General features: G+C 55.3%; 12 protein-coding genes. 4 read left to right on the forward strand and 8 right to left on the reverse strand.

Annotated elements, in window-relative coordinates; translation table 11 throughout:
- Nucleotides 1-122 precede the first annotated feature (122 nt).
- Nucleotides 123-1,037 carry an isopenicillin N synthase family dioxygenase gene (locus CFR79_RS14170; RefSeq protein ID WP_110548321.1) on the forward strand — a complete coding sequence of 305 codons (915 nt, stop codon included), beginning with the start codon at nucleotides 123-125 and terminating at the stop codon, nucleotides 1,035-1,037.
- A 778-nt stretch (nucleotides 1,038-1,815) separates the two neighbouring features.
- Here CFR79_RS14170 and CFR79_RS14180 read toward each other — a convergent pair.
- The 5 genes from CFR79_RS14180 to CFR79_RS14200 form a co-directional block, all read right to left on the reverse strand.
- Nucleotides 1,816-2,877, reverse strand: coding sequence for an L-idonate 5-dehydrogenase (locus tag CFR79_RS14180; protein ID WP_258373632.1), 1,062 nt, complete (start codon nucleotides 2,875-2,877; stop codon nucleotides 1,816-1,818).
- 378 nt (nucleotides 2,878-3,255) lie between these two features.
- Nucleotides 3,256-5,766, reverse strand: coding sequence for a TonB-dependent siderophore receptor (locus CFR79_RS14185; protein ID WP_110548323.1), 2,511 nt, complete (start codon nucleotides 5,764-5,766; stop codon nucleotides 3,256-3,258).
- Between the two features lie 152 nt (nucleotides 5,767-5,918).
- Nucleotides 5,919-6,923 carry a FecR family protein gene (locus CFR79_RS14190; RefSeq protein ID WP_110548324.1) on the reverse strand — a complete coding sequence of 335 codons (1,005 nt, stop codon included), beginning with the start codon at nucleotides 6,921-6,923 and terminating at the stop codon, nucleotides 5,919-5,921.
- 97 nt (nucleotides 6,924-7,020) lie between these two features.
- Nucleotides 7,021-7,530, reverse strand: coding sequence for a sigma-70 family RNA polymerase sigma factor (locus tag CFR79_RS14195; RefSeq protein WP_110548325.1), 510 nt, complete (start codon nucleotides 7,528-7,530; stop codon nucleotides 7,021-7,023).
- 226 nt (nucleotides 7,531-7,756) lie between these two features.
- Nucleotides 7,757-8,338 (reverse strand): TetR/AcrR family transcriptional regulator, encoded by a 582-nt coding sequence (locus CFR79_RS14200; protein WP_110548326.1) that lies wholly within the window; start codon nucleotides 8,336-8,338, stop codon nucleotides 7,757-7,759.
- A 121-nt stretch (nucleotides 8,339-8,459) separates the two neighbouring features.
- Here CFR79_RS14200 and CFR79_RS14205 point away from each other — a divergent pair, with 121 nt between their 5' ends.
- From CFR79_RS14205 to CFR79_RS14215, 3 genes are all read left to right on the forward strand, one after another.
- The gene (locus CFR79_RS14205; protein WP_110548327.1) at nucleotides 8,460-9,440 is read left to right on the forward strand and encodes an SDR family NAD(P)-dependent oxidoreductase; all 981 of its coding nucleotides are present in this window, start codon (nucleotides 8,460-8,462) and stop codon (nucleotides 9,438-9,440) included.
- A gap of 133 nt (nucleotides 9,441-9,573) precedes the next feature.
- On the forward strand, nucleotides 9,574-10,701 hold the full coding sequence (locus CFR79_RS14210; protein ID WP_110548328.1) for a metallophosphoesterase: 1,128 nt from the start codon (nucleotides 9,574-9,576) through the stop codon (nucleotides 10,699-10,701).
- Nucleotides 10,702-10,847: 146 nt separating this feature from the next.
- Nucleotides 10,848-11,294, forward strand: a complete 447-nt coding sequence (locus CFR79_RS14215) for a DUF1493 family protein (RefSeq protein WP_110548329.1) — start codon at nucleotides 10,848-10,850, stop codon at nucleotides 11,292-11,294.
- Nucleotides 11,295-11,450: 156 nt separating this feature from the next.
- Here CFR79_RS14215 and CFR79_RS16405 read toward each other — a convergent pair whose 3' ends face one another.
- The 3 genes from CFR79_RS16405 to CFR79_RS14230 all read right to left on the reverse strand — a co-directional run bounded on the left by CFR79_RS16405 (nucleotide 11,451) and on the right by CFR79_RS14230 (nucleotide 14,871).
- Entirely contained in the window at nucleotides 11,451-11,720 is a 270-nt protein-coding gene (locus CFR79_RS16405) for a glycoside hydrolase family protein (protein ID WP_408884596.1), read from the reverse strand.
- A gap of 210 nt (nucleotides 11,721-11,930) precedes the next feature.
- Nucleotides 11,931-12,680 carry a hypothetical protein gene (locus CFR79_RS15730; RefSeq protein WP_146220149.1) on the reverse strand — a complete coding sequence of 250 codons (750 nt, stop codon included), beginning with the start codon at nucleotides 12,678-12,680 and terminating at the stop codon, nucleotides 11,931-11,933.
- 280 nt (nucleotides 12,681-12,960) lie between these two features.
- Entirely contained in the window at nucleotides 12,961-14,871 is a 1,911-nt protein-coding gene (locus CFR79_RS14230; RefSeq protein WP_110548332.1) for a DUF262 domain-containing protein, read from the reverse strand.
- Nucleotides 14,872-15,491 lie beyond the last annotated feature (620 nt).

The raw sequence follows: 15,491 nt of genomic DNA on the forward strand, positions 1-15,491 counted from the left end.
GGTACCTGCATCCCTACTTGTTGCGTGAACCTCAATGTGGCCAGTTCTACAGGTGTTCACTCCAAGCGTACGTAAAATACACTTTCGTGTCGTGATCCCTGATAGCGCTGAGGATCAGTCCCATGACCCATGATATCCCTGTCATTGATATTACGCGCCTGCGGAATGGCGCGCCGGATGAGCGCAGGGCGGTCGCCCGGTCCATAGGGCAGGCATGCCGGGAGACGGGGTTTTTCTACATCACCGGCCACGGTGTTGACCCGTCGATGATGCGGGGCGTCTTTGACGCCGCCCATGCCCTGTTTGCCCTGCCAGATGCACAGAAGGAAAGCATTGCCCGCAGTCGTATCGGGCATAATCGCGGGTATGTCGGCTACGGTGTGGAACGTCTGGATACGACGGCCCTGCCGGACCGCAAGGAAGCCTTCAACATCGGGCGTGAAGCGGAAGGGGAGCCTGCCAATGCGTGGCCGGACCTGCCGGGCTGGCGGGAACGGATGCTGGGTTATTTTCAGGCATGCCAGACACTGGGGGCATCGTTGCACCGGGCATTTGCGCTGGATCTGGGGGTGTCTGAGGATTTCTTTGCCGATAAATTCCGCCACCCCATGGCGACATTACGCCTGCTGCATTACTGCGCGGCGGAAACCGAAGCGCGCGACGACGGTGCGCCGGGGGCAGGGGCCCACACGGATTATGGCAACGTGACCATACTGGCGGTTGATGGTGTGGCAGGGCTACAGGTCCGCCCGCGCGGTGGTGACTGGATCGACGCCCCGGCCATACCGGGGGCATTCGTATGCAATATCGGCGACTGCCTGATGCGGTGGAGCAATGACGTATATGTCTCCACGCCCCACCGTGTGCTGAAGCCCGCAAGCGAACGGTATTCCGTCGCATTCTTTCTGGACCCCGATGCCGATGCGCTGGTGGAACCGATCGTTACGACTGCGGGCGACACGCCCCATTATCCCCCCATCATCGGAGGCGACTATCTGCGCGAACGGCTGACGGCCACATATGGGCATGCGACCTGATACGTGTAACGGGTAGCGAACAGCGGGAGTAACGCGTGTGGGACATCACGCCGCATGCAGTTCCCGCTGTATCCGGTATACGAATGCCGGTTCGGTTTGTTATATGGGACGGGAGAAACATACAGGTCTGTCAGGCCCACATGATTCCAGACACCGGATCAGGCGCGTTACGCGATGCCAGATATGAAGATGGTTTTTGTTGGCATAAGATTTCTTATGGGATAATAATGCGCATTGTTGGGATTACGCAAAATCTCCCTATGATTATCTCCTTGCCCAGCAATCCCGTAACCCCTCCACATTATCCCTGGATGAAATATGCGCGCGGACGCGTGTTCTCCCGGCACCTGAAGTTTCGGCGCTTACAAGGAACTCAATGGATGGGACCTATGAATCGGTGCATGTAGTTGGCCCGGAGCGGATTCCTCGGTCTCACGTGTAATGTCGTGTCTGTGGGACGCATAGGGTACCGCAAAACCCATCTGGCCACGATCGCTGGCTCGAACTGTATCCGCATGGGCCGACTGACCGGACTTTGTCGTCCTCGACGAACCGGGTGCCCTGCCCTTTGTCCAGTCTGGCGGACTGTTGCGGTTCCATATGATCAGCCGTCTCTATATGAACAGACCGCCCTCATTGTCACCACGAACCAGTCCTTCGATGAACGGACCAGTACACGCCTGCTGGTTTCCGGGGCATAACCACTTCCGTACAAATGGAAGCCAGACTTTTTACCCATTCCCGCCGGTTTGGTCAGGCGAGAATGGGCGCCATCCCTTCAACTGTTCAGGGACAGCAGGATTTTGGCTGCCTGCCTGCGGTCTGGCGCCAGGGCAAAGGCCGCGGCAAAGTCGCGCAGGGGAAACTGCTGGGTGACCAGAATATCGGCAATTTCAGGCCGTTCAGCCAATAAGGCAAGTGCGGCGTCGAATTCCGTGTCAAAACGGAAAGTACCCCTGAAATCGAGTTCACGGTTGATGATCTGTGCAACGGGCACTTGTATGTCCCCTGGCGGGAACATGCCAACCTGAACCAGTATGCCACCCCGCCGTGTATGGCCTATGGCCGCAGGCAGCGCAGTCGGCACGCCTGTAGCTTCAAACAGGATATCGAATTCTTCCTCTACCTCGGTATGGCGGGTGTTGTAGCACCTGTCTGCGCCAAGCCGGGTGGCGCACTGTAGTGGAGAATCTTCCAGATCGGTTACCACGATCCGTTTCGCCCCGTGATGGACCAGTCCCGCCACGATTAACAGCCCGATTGGTCCTGCCCCCTGTACCATCACGTTACGACCACGCACATCGCCCGCACGTGCAATGGCATGCAGGGCGACGGACAAAGGTTCGGCAAGACATGCCCGGCGAAGAGTCAGGCCGGGAGGAAGGGAATGAAGCTGTGCTGCCTTTACAGTCATGGACCGGCGAAAGCCGCCATCGGTATGGGGATCACGTGCGGCACTTCCCAAAAAAAGCATGTTGCGACAGAGGTTGCGCCGCTCCCGCGCACATTCGAGGCAGTGACCACAGGGCCGCGCCGGATGAATGGCCACATCCTGACCTACAGAAAAGCCTTTTACATCACTGCCCAGCGCACTGATGGTGCCAGAGACTTCATGCCCCAGAACCATGGGGGCGTGCAGTACGGACGCCCCAACGCCCCCATGGGAAAAATAATGCAGGTCCGAACCGCATATGCCACCCCAGGCCATATTCACCTGCACTTCATCGGGGCCGGGATCAGGTAGGAGAATGGGGTCCAGCCTCAGATCATGCGATGCATGGATAACCAGTGCCTCGGTCAGGCAGGACTCAACGTTTTCATGACTTGTTTCAGCGTACACGTTCAGGATACTCCGCGCCTGTAACAGGGCCGCCGCTCTGATTGGAACGGCAGGCCGTGCCCGCTCTAACGAGACAGCAGACGGTCTGGTTTCCGGCATCGAGCGTAACCGTCCGGCTGTCGGGAATGACTGCCGTTATTTCGCATTCTCGCGCATCAGGACCAGATACGTGACAATCAGGGACTGGTCGGTGTCATGGCCGGGGCTTGCCGGGGAGCCATAGCGCTGCGGGAATACTGTCCAGTCGGGCAGATACTCCGGCGCTGTCTCTGGATCTGGCCTGTTGTCATGAAAAAGCTGGGCAGCCGCCGGTTGAGACAGGCGGCTATCGGATCTTTGCGCCGGGGTGGGAGGCTGAACGGGAGACCCGCATGGAAGTTACCAGCTATAAGTCACCTTGCCGATGACATTGCGGTTGGCACCGATATAGCAACCGGTATCGGCACCCGCGCAACTGGGGTAATAGCGCTGGTTGAGCAGATTCTGCGCAGTTACCTGAAACAGCATGCCCTTCAGGCGCGGGGCGACGGCATCAAGTGAATACTGTGCCTGCGCGTCCACCAGCACATAGCTGGGTGTTACGTATTCCAGCGTGTTGTCCACCAGCGTATTGCCGTTGTAGCGCACGCCCGCGCCAAACCCCAGACCCCGCAGCGGGCCATTGCGCAGGTCATAATGGCCCCAGACCGAGAATGTCTGCTTGGGCACCGCAATCGGGCGTTCGCCAGTCAGGTCGCCACTGCCGCGCGTATAGGCCACGTCCTGATAGGTATAGGCCGCAATGATGTTCAGGTTGCGGGTCAGGTCAACATGGGCTTCCAGTTCGATCCCCCGCGAACGGATACCGCCGGTCTGGGTATAGAAATCGATATGGACGGGATCGGTGACCAGCACGTTGCTCTGCTTGAGGTCATACAGTGCCAGCGTGAAGAAGCCGTTGAAGTTGTGCGGCTGATATTTCAGCCCCACTTCAAACTGCCGCCCCCGGGTCGGCTTGAATGGCGTGCCGTTGAAGGACAGGTTGTTCGCGGGCTGGAAAGATTCCGCGTAATGGAAGTAGGGCGACAGGCCGATGGGGAACGCGTACAGAATGCCGCCGCGCCACGTCGTGGCCTGATCCGACTGGTTGAAGCTGCCGCCGCTATCCGTCTGGTCACGGGTGTCGATGGTGGACCAGTCATGCCGCACGCCCCCCTGCACATGCAGCCTGCCCCATGTCATCTGGTCTTCGCCATATATGCCTTCCTGATTGGTGGTTATGCTCTGTGCTTCGTACAGATCCAGTTTGCCAATGCTCTGCCCATAGGTCGGGGCAAAGACGTCCAGTGAGGGGGCGTCACCGTAATACAGATTGGCGGAATCACGGATATTCTGCCAGTTGCCGCCAATAATAACGTTGTGCTTGACCGGGCCGGTGCGGAAATGGCCAAGGATCTGTTCTTCTACCGTAATCGTGTCGAAATGCTCCTCTGACCCGTATGCCGCACGCTCCAGCGTCCGGTTGTCATCATCAAGCATCCCGCCCGAAGACACCTGCTGGAAAAACGCCCCCACATTGGCGTAACGGGCAAATGACTTGAAGGTCCAGTTGGGCGCAATGCGGTAGCTCAGGCGGTAGTTGACGGCCGTCTGGGTGCGCTTGTAGGTCTCGAAATTCGGGTCGCCAGGATAGAAATGGTCCGAAATCTTGCCATTCGGGTTGGGCAGGATGGTGCCCTCCAGGGGTGCCGTATCAAAATTTCCGCCACGCGGGTCACGCTGCCAGAAGGCGGAAAGTGTCATGGTCAGGCGATCATTGGGGGTCCATGTCAGCGATGGCAGGACACCGAAGCGTTCGTTGCGGGTGTGCTCATCCTGTGTGCCCGATGTGGTGGCGGTTGCGGCTATGCGGTACAGCCATTTGCCATCACGGTCTATCCGTCCGCCAAAATCGGCGGTGCCGCGTACGTAGCCGTATGTCCCCCCTTCGACCGAGACGGAATGAACCGGGGTAGCCGTCGGCTGTTTTGTGGTCAGTACAATGGCCCCGCCGGGATTGGACTGCCCGTACAAGACAGAAGGCGGCCCCTTGAGAATGTCGATCCGGTCAAGCAGATAGGGGTCGATCTGCTGGGTAGCGTAATAGGCGCCGTTGAACAGGCGCAGGTTGTCAACAAACTCATCCGCGCCCGCAGCCCCCTGAAAGCCGCGGATTTCAACCATATCGAACCGCGTGGTGTAGCCCGATGCCACATCCCCCGACACGCCGGCATTATATCGCAGGGCCTCGGCTATGGTGCGGGCGTTCTGCTGGTCCAGTTGCGCGCGGGTCACGACGGACACGGATTCCGGGGTTTCAATCAGTGGCGTGTCGGTCTTGGTGGCCGCACTGGAATTCTTGGGCACGAGGCCCGCGCGCCCCGATATGGCGTAAACGGCGATCTGTTCTTCTTTCCACCCTTTTCTGCCGCCCACGTTCCCCTGCCCTTCCACCCGTACCGGATCAAGGGTGATGGAGGAAGCTGCGCGGACGAGCGAGACGGAATGCGCCCCGGTTTTCCGGTACGTAATGCCCGTGCCTGCCAGAAGGCCGGAAAGTGCCTGTTCCGTTGTCATCTGCCCGGTCACCGCCCCTGACCGTACATCCGATATCGTGGCGCTATCGAACGCGATCTGCATGCCCGTCTGCGCGCCCAGGGATACGAGGGCGTGGGCCAGCGGCTGCGCAGGAATACTGAATGGCTGTATCGGTGCGGGCGGGACGGCGACACTGGCCGCGACCGGTGACGCCACGGCATGATGGCCCGTGGCGTTCCACATGACGAACATCAATGCCGAAGTGCCGGTAAGCAGGCTGATTCGGGAAGGCCGGATGCGATTGCGACGGCATGACAGAAGAACACACGGCATGATCAGATCTCACGGGCAGACGGTTGAGGGCAAATGCAAACGAATTGCACTCGCGTATATTCATGTCCGTTGAGACGATTTTTTTTTAACGGGGTAGTGAAACTTTTTTTCGCACTTCGAGACAAAAAGCGCCGGGTTGCCGTTCCGGCCCGTCAGGGCGCATTGTGACTGGCCAGTATCAGGGTGAAGCCGGCGGGGAGCGAAACAAGCCTGTTCCCATGCAGCGCACACAGGGCTTCCAGCGCCTCCCTGGGGTGGCGCAGGTCATATACCCCCCCTACCGGGATGGTGTCGTGTTCCAAGCCATGGGTCACGATGGTACCCGGATAGTAGCGCCCCATAACCTCGATCGCTTCGGAGAACCGTACGTCATTCAGCACCATCTGCCCTGAACGCCATGAACCGACTTCATCCGGGTCGATCGCGCCACGATGCGTCTTGCCCGTATGCTGATCGACCGTCCATTGCTGGCCTGCGGTCAGACGCAGGGCGGGGTCAGACTGGCGTGCTACGTTCACAATCCCTTCACGCACGGCAACACGCACATCGGGGCCGGTCATCTGCACATCAAAGGTGGTGCCGATATCGCGGGCCGTGACATTTCCTGCCCTGACGGCAAAGCCGTGTTTTCCGTCATGCGCGACGTTGAAAAACGCCTCCCCGGCCAGCAGCGTAACTCCCCGTTCCCGACCCGAATAATGCACGGCAATGGCGGAATGGCCTGCCAGGGTCACGGCCGTTGCGTCAGACAGGATGACCGTGCGGGTTTCGCCGGTTTTTGTGTAATAATCAGCCCGCAGGCGCACCATGAGGTCCGGCGTGGCGAAGGCCAGAAGGCTGGCTGCCAACGGGAGCATGCAGCCTGCGGCAATCCGCAACCGGCGTCGCAAGGGGGCGTATGACCTGCTGGCCGCAGGCGGGCAGGATGTTGCGGGCCGCTGGTCAGGTGCCTGCACCATGGGCGGCAGCAGTTCGCCAGTGACGGCCCATACGCGTTCCATCCGGCGCCATGCCCGTTCATGGGCGGGGTCCAGCGCACGCCACGCGGCGCATTCCGCCTGTACCGTTTCATCATGCCGTGCTTCATTAAGGCGGATTTTCCAGGTGGCGGCTTCCAGCATGACGCGCCCGGCGTCCTGTGTTGGCTGTATGCTCATCTGCCCCTCCCCTTTCTTCCACGCCAGCAGCGTTGAGCGTGTTCCCAGAAACAGGGACGTGACAGGGACCTGTTTTTCAACGGTAAGAAAAAAATCTTTACGGCTCCATATCTGGCAGGGCCGTTGCACAGGCAACCAGCGCGATCTGGATCATCTTATGCACGCGTGTGGTGGAGACGCCCAGAACAGTTGCAATTTCTTGTAATGTATAGCCGCCGATGCGGTACATCTCGAACGCGCGGCGGGTGCGTGGCGGCAGGCTGGTCAGGACATTCGCCACGGAATGAAGTTCCTGCCGGTGCCCGCAATGGGCTTCGGGCGATATGGACCCCGCACCTGTATCAGCCAGCAGGGTATGATCGATTTCGGTTGGAATCTGCCTGTGCGCAGCACGCAGATGATCAAGCGCAAGGTTCCGTATTATTGCGGTCAGGTATGCGACGGGATTGAAAACAATGCCCTGCCTTTTTACGGATGCGACCTGAACAAAAGCATCCTGCACAATATCTTCCGCCTGTGCCGTGCAGCCGACCATGGAGGTTGCGAAAGATACGAAACGGGGCCGGTTCGCAAGATAGGTTTCCAGAAGGTGATCGGTCGAGGCCACAGCCTGAAGGTTCCTTGACAGCTTGCGTCAGTGCCCCTCCTTATATGAATATAATAATCATTATCAATACAAGAACGGCGCTGTGACGTTTCGATACAATATGGCCTTTCAGGCATGCTGCCATCATGGCTGTCCGATCGAATGTCGGGTTTCCATGCTTCCCGGCCATGAATGGGCATTCGGTTTACCCGAGAGCACTATCGACATAACTCTCTATCACGCGGCATCACGATGCCGGCGCCCGTGATCCGGCGATGAGAATATCGACAAGGCGCTTCGCACTGGTCTCCCAGCCGGGACCCGCAGCGTAGTTTGAAACCCCCGCCAGGGCACGGAGCAGGTCGACTGGCTCGATATCCGCGCTGATGTCCCCACTGGCAACGGCTGCCGCCATGAGTTTCTCGATCGCGTCCTGCAGGACCGTGCCGGACTGGGCGTAGAGCGCGCCCGTGCCGCCCGCCAGTCCGTTGAGGGCGGGAGCGATGACCAGCTTGGCGGCAATGTAATCCACGAACAGCCGCATCCATGCACGCAACGCTTCCACTGGTGGATGCTGCGCGGCAAGGATTGGCGCTGCATCCGCCAGACTGTCCAGTTCAGCGCGATAGACCGCCTCGATCAGCGCATCGCGATTGGGAAAGTGACGGTAAAGCGTTCCGATCCCGACCCCCGCACGACGGGCGACCTCGTCCAGCGGGATATCGACTTCCCCCGCCGTAAACGCGGCTTTCGCCACTTTCAGCAGGTTTTCCCTGTTGCGCTGTCCATCGCTGCGCGGTCGGCGGCGCGGCTTTTTTTCGTCGGTCACCGGTTTCCCTCTTGTTAAACGGAGTGACTCTCCGCATATATCAAGCGGAGCCATGCTCCATATAACACCCCGCATGCCACTTCGGCAAAAAACGGATGCATCCTTTTAAGGAGTTCCACCCATGACACAGATTTTTGGCGCGAGTTCGACGACAGAAGATGTCCTCTCCGGCGTATCCCTGAAGGGTAAACGTGTCCTTGTGACCGGCGTTTCCGCTGGTCTGGGCGTTGAAACCGCGCGCGCCCTTGCCGCACATGGCGCCCAGGTGGTGGGTGCCGCACGCAATCTGGCAAAAGCGGAACATGCTACCGGGCAGGTCCGTGCCGACGCTAAACGTGGGGGCGGTACGTTCGAACTGATTGCCCTTGACCTCGCGGATCTGAACAGTGTGCGCGCCTGTGCCGATAAGCTGAACGCAACAGCTCTGCCCTTCGATCTGGTCATCGCCAATGCGGGCGTGATGGCCACGCCGTTCGGCCATACGAAGGACGGGTTCGAGACCCAGTTCGGCACCAATCATCTGGGACACTTCGTCCTCGTCAACCGGATTGCGGGACTGATGCGTACCGGGTCCCGGCTGGTCAATGTATCCTCGGCCGGACATCGCTTTGCCGATGTTGACCTGAAAGACCCGAATTTCGAGCATACACCGTACGATCCCTTCGTCGCCTATGGGCGCTCCAAGACGGCCAATATCCTCTTTGCCGTTGCGTTTGACGCACGGCATCGCGCACGCGGCGTGCGCGCCACGGCGATACATCCGGGTGGAATCCTGACCGAACTGACGCGTTATATGCCAGCAGGCGGCATCGAGGCGATGGTGGCAAGGATCAATGAACAGGCCGCAGCAGACGGGAAACCACCGTTCCAGTTCAAGACCATTCCGCAGGGGGCGGCCACGTCGGTCTGGGCCGGTGTGGTGGCGGAAGCTGATGCGGTCGGCGGCCATTACTGCGAAGACTGCCACGTAAGCCCGGTCGTGCCCGATGACAGGTCACTCACCCTGGTCAGTGAGGGCGTGCGGGCCTACGCGGTCGATCCCGTACACGCCGAGGCCCTGTGGGCAAAGAGCGAGGAAATGGTCGGGGAAAAATTCTCCTGAAGCCTCAGTGCCCCTGTTTCTGGCATAACGGGCACACCTGACGACCAGACAGACATTTTACCACTGTGTGTGGCCCGTGCGCAGGGGGACGGAAGATGTCTCCCTGCGCTTTCGTGCGAGGATATTGATTGTAATGCGCCTTGTTGTTTTCGGTTTACCCCTTCTTGTCGTGATCCTGAACTGGCTCTGGCCGTTACCACTTCCGCTGGGCCTGAAAATACCCGTGGCCGCACTGGTGGTCGTAGCCGCACTCTATCATTACTGGTCCCGGCTTTCTTCGGGTTCCATCTTCGCGCCAGAATTCCCCCGCCCTCTTGTCATCATGTTCAACTGGGCGTTCGGGACGATCCTGTTCCTCACGCTGCTTCAGATCACGCTTGATCTCGGCGCATTGCTGGTTGCGCTGGTGACATGGCAGCCGGTGCATATCCCGGCGGACGCGCGGGCAACCGTGGGCGGGATTGCGGGCATGCTGTCTGCCATCGGTGTCGCCAACGCGCTGCGGGTTCCACCGGTCAGGGACGTGACCATCACCATTCCCGGCCTGCCGCCAGCATTTGACGGGTATCGGCTGCTCCAGTTGACCGATATGCATATCAGTTGGCTTTTTCCCGCCAGATGGGTACAGGCAGTTGTGAACCGCACCAATGCGGCTGACGCCGACATGATTGTTGTGACGGGCGATTTCATTGATGGTTCGGTGGCCATGCGCCGCGCTGACGTGGCCCCTCTTGCGCAGTTGCATGCGCCGGACGGTGTTCTGGCGATACCGGGAAACCATGAATATTTCTTCGACTACGCCGACTGGATACATCACCTGTCGGAACTGGGCTTTCACATGCTGCTAAACCGCCATGCGGTCATCACACGGGACGGAGCCAAGCTGGTCATTGCTGGCGTCACCGACCGGTCGGCGCCCGGGCATGGACAGGCTGGCCCGGATCTGGCAGCGGCCCTTGCCGGCCGTCCTGCCGGGGCGCCGGTCGTGCTGCTCGACCACCAGCCCGGTGATGCGCGTGCCGCTGCCGCACAGGGTGTCGCCCTTCAGTTATCGGGACATACGCATGGCGGGATGATTGTCGGTCTCGACCGTCTCGTTGCACGTGGCAACAACGGGTTTGTTTCCGGGCGCTACAATATTGGTGGCATGACGCTTTACGTCAGTAACGGCACCGGACTGTGGCCGGGCTTCGCACTCCGGCTGGGCAGGCCATCCGAGATCACCCGTTTTCATCTGAAGCCGCAGCCGCCTTCTGAATAGACCCTGTATTTTGGGACACCCTGAGCATTCAAAATCTGCTGCCGTATGTAGGTGTTGCTATCACCTTTTACGACGTATCGAAAATTTTTTATAATACTGTTCAGCAGTATAATCGTCTGGTTAAATCTGAAGACAGGATTTTTTAAATGTATATTATCTCAGATAAACTAAAAAATTTCTTAATTTCTGAGCAAAAAATTTCTGAAGAAGAAATTAAACCGTCAACAAGAGTAGTAGAGGATCTTAGTCTGGACGGGATTGATGCTCATTACCTCATGGAATCTTATGCAGAAACATTCTCAATCAAGGTGGGGGATTTTGATTATTATCGATATTTTAATGATGAAACACAGGTTTTATTAATTATCCCTGTTATCCTCTTTGTTTTTTTTCGATTTCTGATCTGGAAACTTTTACTGGGCAAACCAGTCCGCAAAATAATAACAGTGCCAGTCACATTGGCCATGCTCCAACAAGCAATAGACGATGGTGTCTGGAATTGCGAACGCATTGAATCTCTTGCTGGCACACAGGTTTATCCACCCCCTTCAAAAAAATCAGGGTGGTTTTCGCGCATTCGTAACAAGACATGACTGGCACAATTTAGAATTATCCAATTCAATCTGACATGCGAATAACGGAAACTCCACGGATCTATTGATCCCGTGGGGTTTTCTGAACGTTGTATGGTTGCAGGAGCAACACTACCAACGACACTTGTGACTGGTGGATCGCAAGACATTTTGGCTTCATCGCAGAATCGGGTCCTGTTGATAAAAAATCTTGTCAGTTTGTTTTCTCCTGCGTTTCAAAGCCGGTTTTTGCGGAAACTGGTGGATGCGTGGATATCTGCCGCCCGAGCGCACCTGCTCCTCGATGATCCTGACGGCCTTGCGTTTATCGCCGGTGTTGATAGCAGCACGGACACCCGGCCAACCTCTTCCTGGATTGTAGACGAACGAAACGAGGGCGTCGAACTCGTTTTGTGTCAGGTAGACATGGGTGCCCCGACGAGCGATCGCCTCTCATAACCAGACCCGCGCGTTACGCCGGAGACCAAAGTCCGATATCAGGCAAATAAGAGCGACACAAATCGTCTGCCATGAAGGCGATTACCGCCTATCTGCTTGATATTCACTGAACAGACAGGCAGCTAAGAGGGGCAAGCGGAAGGTCCGCTGTCGGTCGCTGCAGGTAGGTATTCTGAATTGAGATATATTACCAGCGACCTAACTCTCAGGTTGCTGCTCATAATCGCCCCAAATCTCGGTCACGTCGGGAATATGACCGTCTGGCCTGCACATCCTTATGAACCAGTCCTTTAGGGCGAAATCGAGAATCAAATTCAGATGGTGGACGCACCTGATTGACTCGCAAAAGTCTTCCTGCTGCCGATTGTAATCTTTGGGGCCGATCACAAGTTGGCCATGCAGGATATCTCCGCTACTCAAGTCTTCCATGCGCATGACCGAGCGAATATGACGCCCAGAGAAATGAATATAGCCTGATGTTTGTTTGTAGACATCTGCAACCCAAGGGTTTCTGGTCGTTAACTTATCGACGAGGAATTTATCGGTCATTTTATGACCGTCCGCATCTTTCATGCGGTTGATCTGCGCCCCCATCAACACTTCATGACAGAAGCTCTGGTGATTGGCTGCCCAGAAACCGGCGTAAAGTCGAAGCAATGTGTCGAGATGCATGCGAACCAACGGTAACGCACATAATGAATTCTGCTGTTCGACCATTGTTCTGAAACCAGATGAAACTGCAAGCGCACGGTTGCCTACACCAAAACCGAACAGACATGCACTTGTGATAGCCTTAGGTGCCATGTGTTCTTGACAGGTCTTCCGGATTAGATCTTCAGAAGCAATTAGCGCTGCAAGAGCATCTACGTATGAAACATTCTCGGACATTGGTAAGCGAGCATCTAGTGCTGCAAGGTGTGCCTCGTCTTTAACACGGTCCATCGTCACTTTGGCCTTATCGTTGCATTTCGAGAAAGGCTACTCCAGCCACTCCAGAACCCGATAGCAAATTCGATTTCGTGGGTAAGTTAACCACAAGTACGCAAATTTTTAGTATCCGCTATATGGAAAACTTTTCATCCTGCTGTATGTCCACCATGAGGCGTGTTCTGCCTGTCCGTTACGCGAATAACTGACAGGCAGCTCGGGCAGGGAAGCAAAATATCCAACTTTGGATACGAAATTAGTGGAAGAAAATTACTTAAGAGCACTCCAGATAAATTTGTGACTATTCATTTTGGTTTATTTGCAAACTACCTATGTATGGCCATATCGCTTTTGCAAGCAATGCTAAGTGCTCACCTCGGTGCGCGATCTCTTTTTCGGCCCACCTCTCTTGATTAAGGAACCACTTGTTTAAGAATAGGCCTGTATGATCGGAAAATTTTCTTTTTTTCTCTAAATAACTCTTATTTCCTACAGATATATTAAGACTATTTGTGACCAAAGTTAGATTTCCAAGCGTATCAATAATTGATCGCCTTGATGTCGTCTGAGGAAGATCACTGTCTGGCGCAGCGTAATCACTGTCTGCGAATGGCCAATCCTCCGTCCACGTTCGTGGCAAGACGTGCTCAACCCATAGCCCATCCGGCTTCTCATGTTTTTCCGAGAAGTTAGATCGTGAAGCTTGTTCTAATTCCCAGAGAATATCTACCAGACGTGATTGCGGAGAAATAGCGTAAGCATTTTTGGAAAGGATACCTTCATGCAGTTCATCATCAGATGGAAACCGCACACTATCTCCCTGTTTGCCATAAAAAAATGTAGAGAAGGAACCAATTGAAACCCCATCTTGTCGGAAAATTGATGCTATACTCTGAAATACATTGTTGAGGTTTTTAGTAGTCAGTCCGCACAATGCACGACGGACGATGTAGGAATAGAGTAGTTTCGTGATCAACTTGCGAGTAATCTGATCCACGTCATCCGCGCCTAATTGCATGGCAACTGGGTAGACAGTTGTTACCTGCCACGCAGACATCTTGCGACCAAACCACGCCAAATCTGTATCGTAAGATTTCCTACCTTCCAAAGTCTCGTATAGCGGAGCATAATGTTCAAGTAGTTTTAACTCGTCCTCAACATTCTCAAAACGCGGTTTACTTTTGGGGACGGCAAAGGCTCGATATTCTGCATATAGTTCGCGCATGGAAATTTTATCACCGGTCTCTGCTGCCAGAGTGTGGGCGAGGAAATGATCAATGCGCGGGCGTGTAGGACGAGCATTTGGTGCGGCTTGTCGCCACCATGTATCATCAAGAGGATCCCACAACCTCCGATATAGATCCTCGACCTTAGCTCCCTGCTTTTCTGCCCTATGAAAGATGTTGTTACGGACGAGATCCATGGCGAGTAACGGCTCACCCTTTGAATTTAATGTCTCGAATATAACTTGAGCATCGTCATTTTCACCTAGACTGATGACAACAAGCTTTAGGCGATCAAGAACTGCGTTCAGGAGGGCTTCCAATCGCTCAACTGTAACCTGTTCATTATCGCCCTCGAAGTTTTCCGGAGCATAGTCATCATCCGGGGGAGCATCGTCGCTCGGGCCATTGAGCAGGAACTCTTCAATCCATTTATTGAACAAGAAATAAGCTCGAAATGCTGGGCTATCAGTATTTTTGGGAACCGTGGAACCCCAGAAAAAGTGACGATATTTTCGTTCGATTTCGCTATAATCCAACTCGATCAGGTCGTGGAAAAGCGCACTATCTGAAGGTGTCGGGGTAAGCTTAAACTTAGTAAGAGGATCTGTATCTTTGCTTTTGGGATTGTTATATAAATAACCATTGATATTTTTAGTAAAATCAACCAACCCCTGTCGTTTAGCTGCCTCGCGTAATGCTGCTAGAAAAAGCTGAAAAGTAGTAAGGCGCTGTTGGCCATCAACAACCTGAACGATTGGCGTCTTGCTTATCTGTGAGCCAATATCGACTGGAGCGATGATCAGCGCGCCCATGTAATGTTCGAATTTACTATCGTCAGATAGAACTTCAGCGGCTTTCGCCTGAACATCTTCCCAAAAAGGAAGCAATCTATTTTCAGACCATTGATATTTACGTTGATATAGGGGGACAATGAAACGACGATCTTCCTTGAGTACTGCTTCTACCTTAAAGTCGTCTGCGTCCATGTCGATAAATCTCCCTATATAATAGATACTTACATGATGACGTAGCAGCGTATCAGAGTAATTTACTTTACTATGGGAAACCGTAATCGCATATGGATAAATCGTGCGTTCTAAAAAGGCGCATGTCTGCTTTGCGATTAACTTATAAATGCTCGCTACGTCTCAGATGAGGCGCATCCCGCCTGTCCGCTTCTATTTCTTGAGCGGACAGGCAGTTTAAGGGGAGCGAATGCGAAAGGTCGACTGTGGGAGATAAACAGCTTCTGGAGAATTTCCACTGAACTCTGGTTCAGCAGAAAGGCTCTGTTTCATTGATTTTTGTGAGCATCTTCACCCGTTCATATGATCCCATCTGACCGGGATCTGCTCTGGCAGACCCGCCGAGCGTTATGTTTCCGGCCGGATCGCCCGGCGCAGAGACCGTTACTTGCGATGATGTCGTTTCGGATCGCACGATAGAAGGGTGACACCAGCCGTATCTTCAAAATCGTCCGGATGCGCCGTAAGAGGCATGGACATGAAGAAGTGGCCCCCATTTTTCGGACAGGGCGGTAAGCTATCATCTGGCCTGAACGAGGACGGGTTTTATGGGCAAGGTTACGCGGAAACGGTATGCGGCG

It is taken from the genome of Komagataeibacter saccharivorans (assembly GCF_003207825.1).
GTDB classification, from domain to species: Bacteria; Pseudomonadota; Alphaproteobacteria; order Acetobacterales; family Acetobacteraceae; genus Komagataeibacter; species Komagataeibacter saccharivorans.

Bases quoted from the DNA above. Each gene is read 5' to 3' on its own strand.
- CFR79_RS14170 (WP_110548321.1), top strand. From the start codon at position 123: ATGACCCATGATATCCCTGTCATTGATATTACGCGCCTGCGGAATGGC.
- CFR79_RS14185 (WP_110548323.1), bottom strand. From the start codon at position 5,766: ATGCCGTGTGTTCTTCTGTCATGCCGTCGCAATCGCATCCGGCCTTCC.
- CFR79_RS14190 (WP_110548324.1), bottom strand. From the start codon at position 6,923: ATGAGCATACAGCCAACACAGGACGCCGGGCGCGTCATGCTGGAAGCC.
- CFR79_RS14205 (WP_110548327.1), top strand. From the start codon at position 8,460: ATGACACAGATTTTTGGCGCGAGTTCGACGACAGAAGATGTCCTCTCC.
- CFR79_RS14210 (WP_110548328.1), top strand. From the start codon at position 9,574: ATGCGCCTTGTTGTTTTCGGTTTACCCCTTCTTGTCGTGATCCTGAAC.
- CFR79_RS14215 (WP_110548329.1), top strand. From the start codon at position 10,848: ATGTATATTATCTCAGATAAACTAAAAAATTTCTTAATTTCTGAGCAA.
- CFR79_RS14230 (WP_110548332.1), bottom strand. From the start codon at position 14,871: ATGGACGCAGACGACTTTAAGGTAGAAGCAGTACTCAAGGAAGATCGT.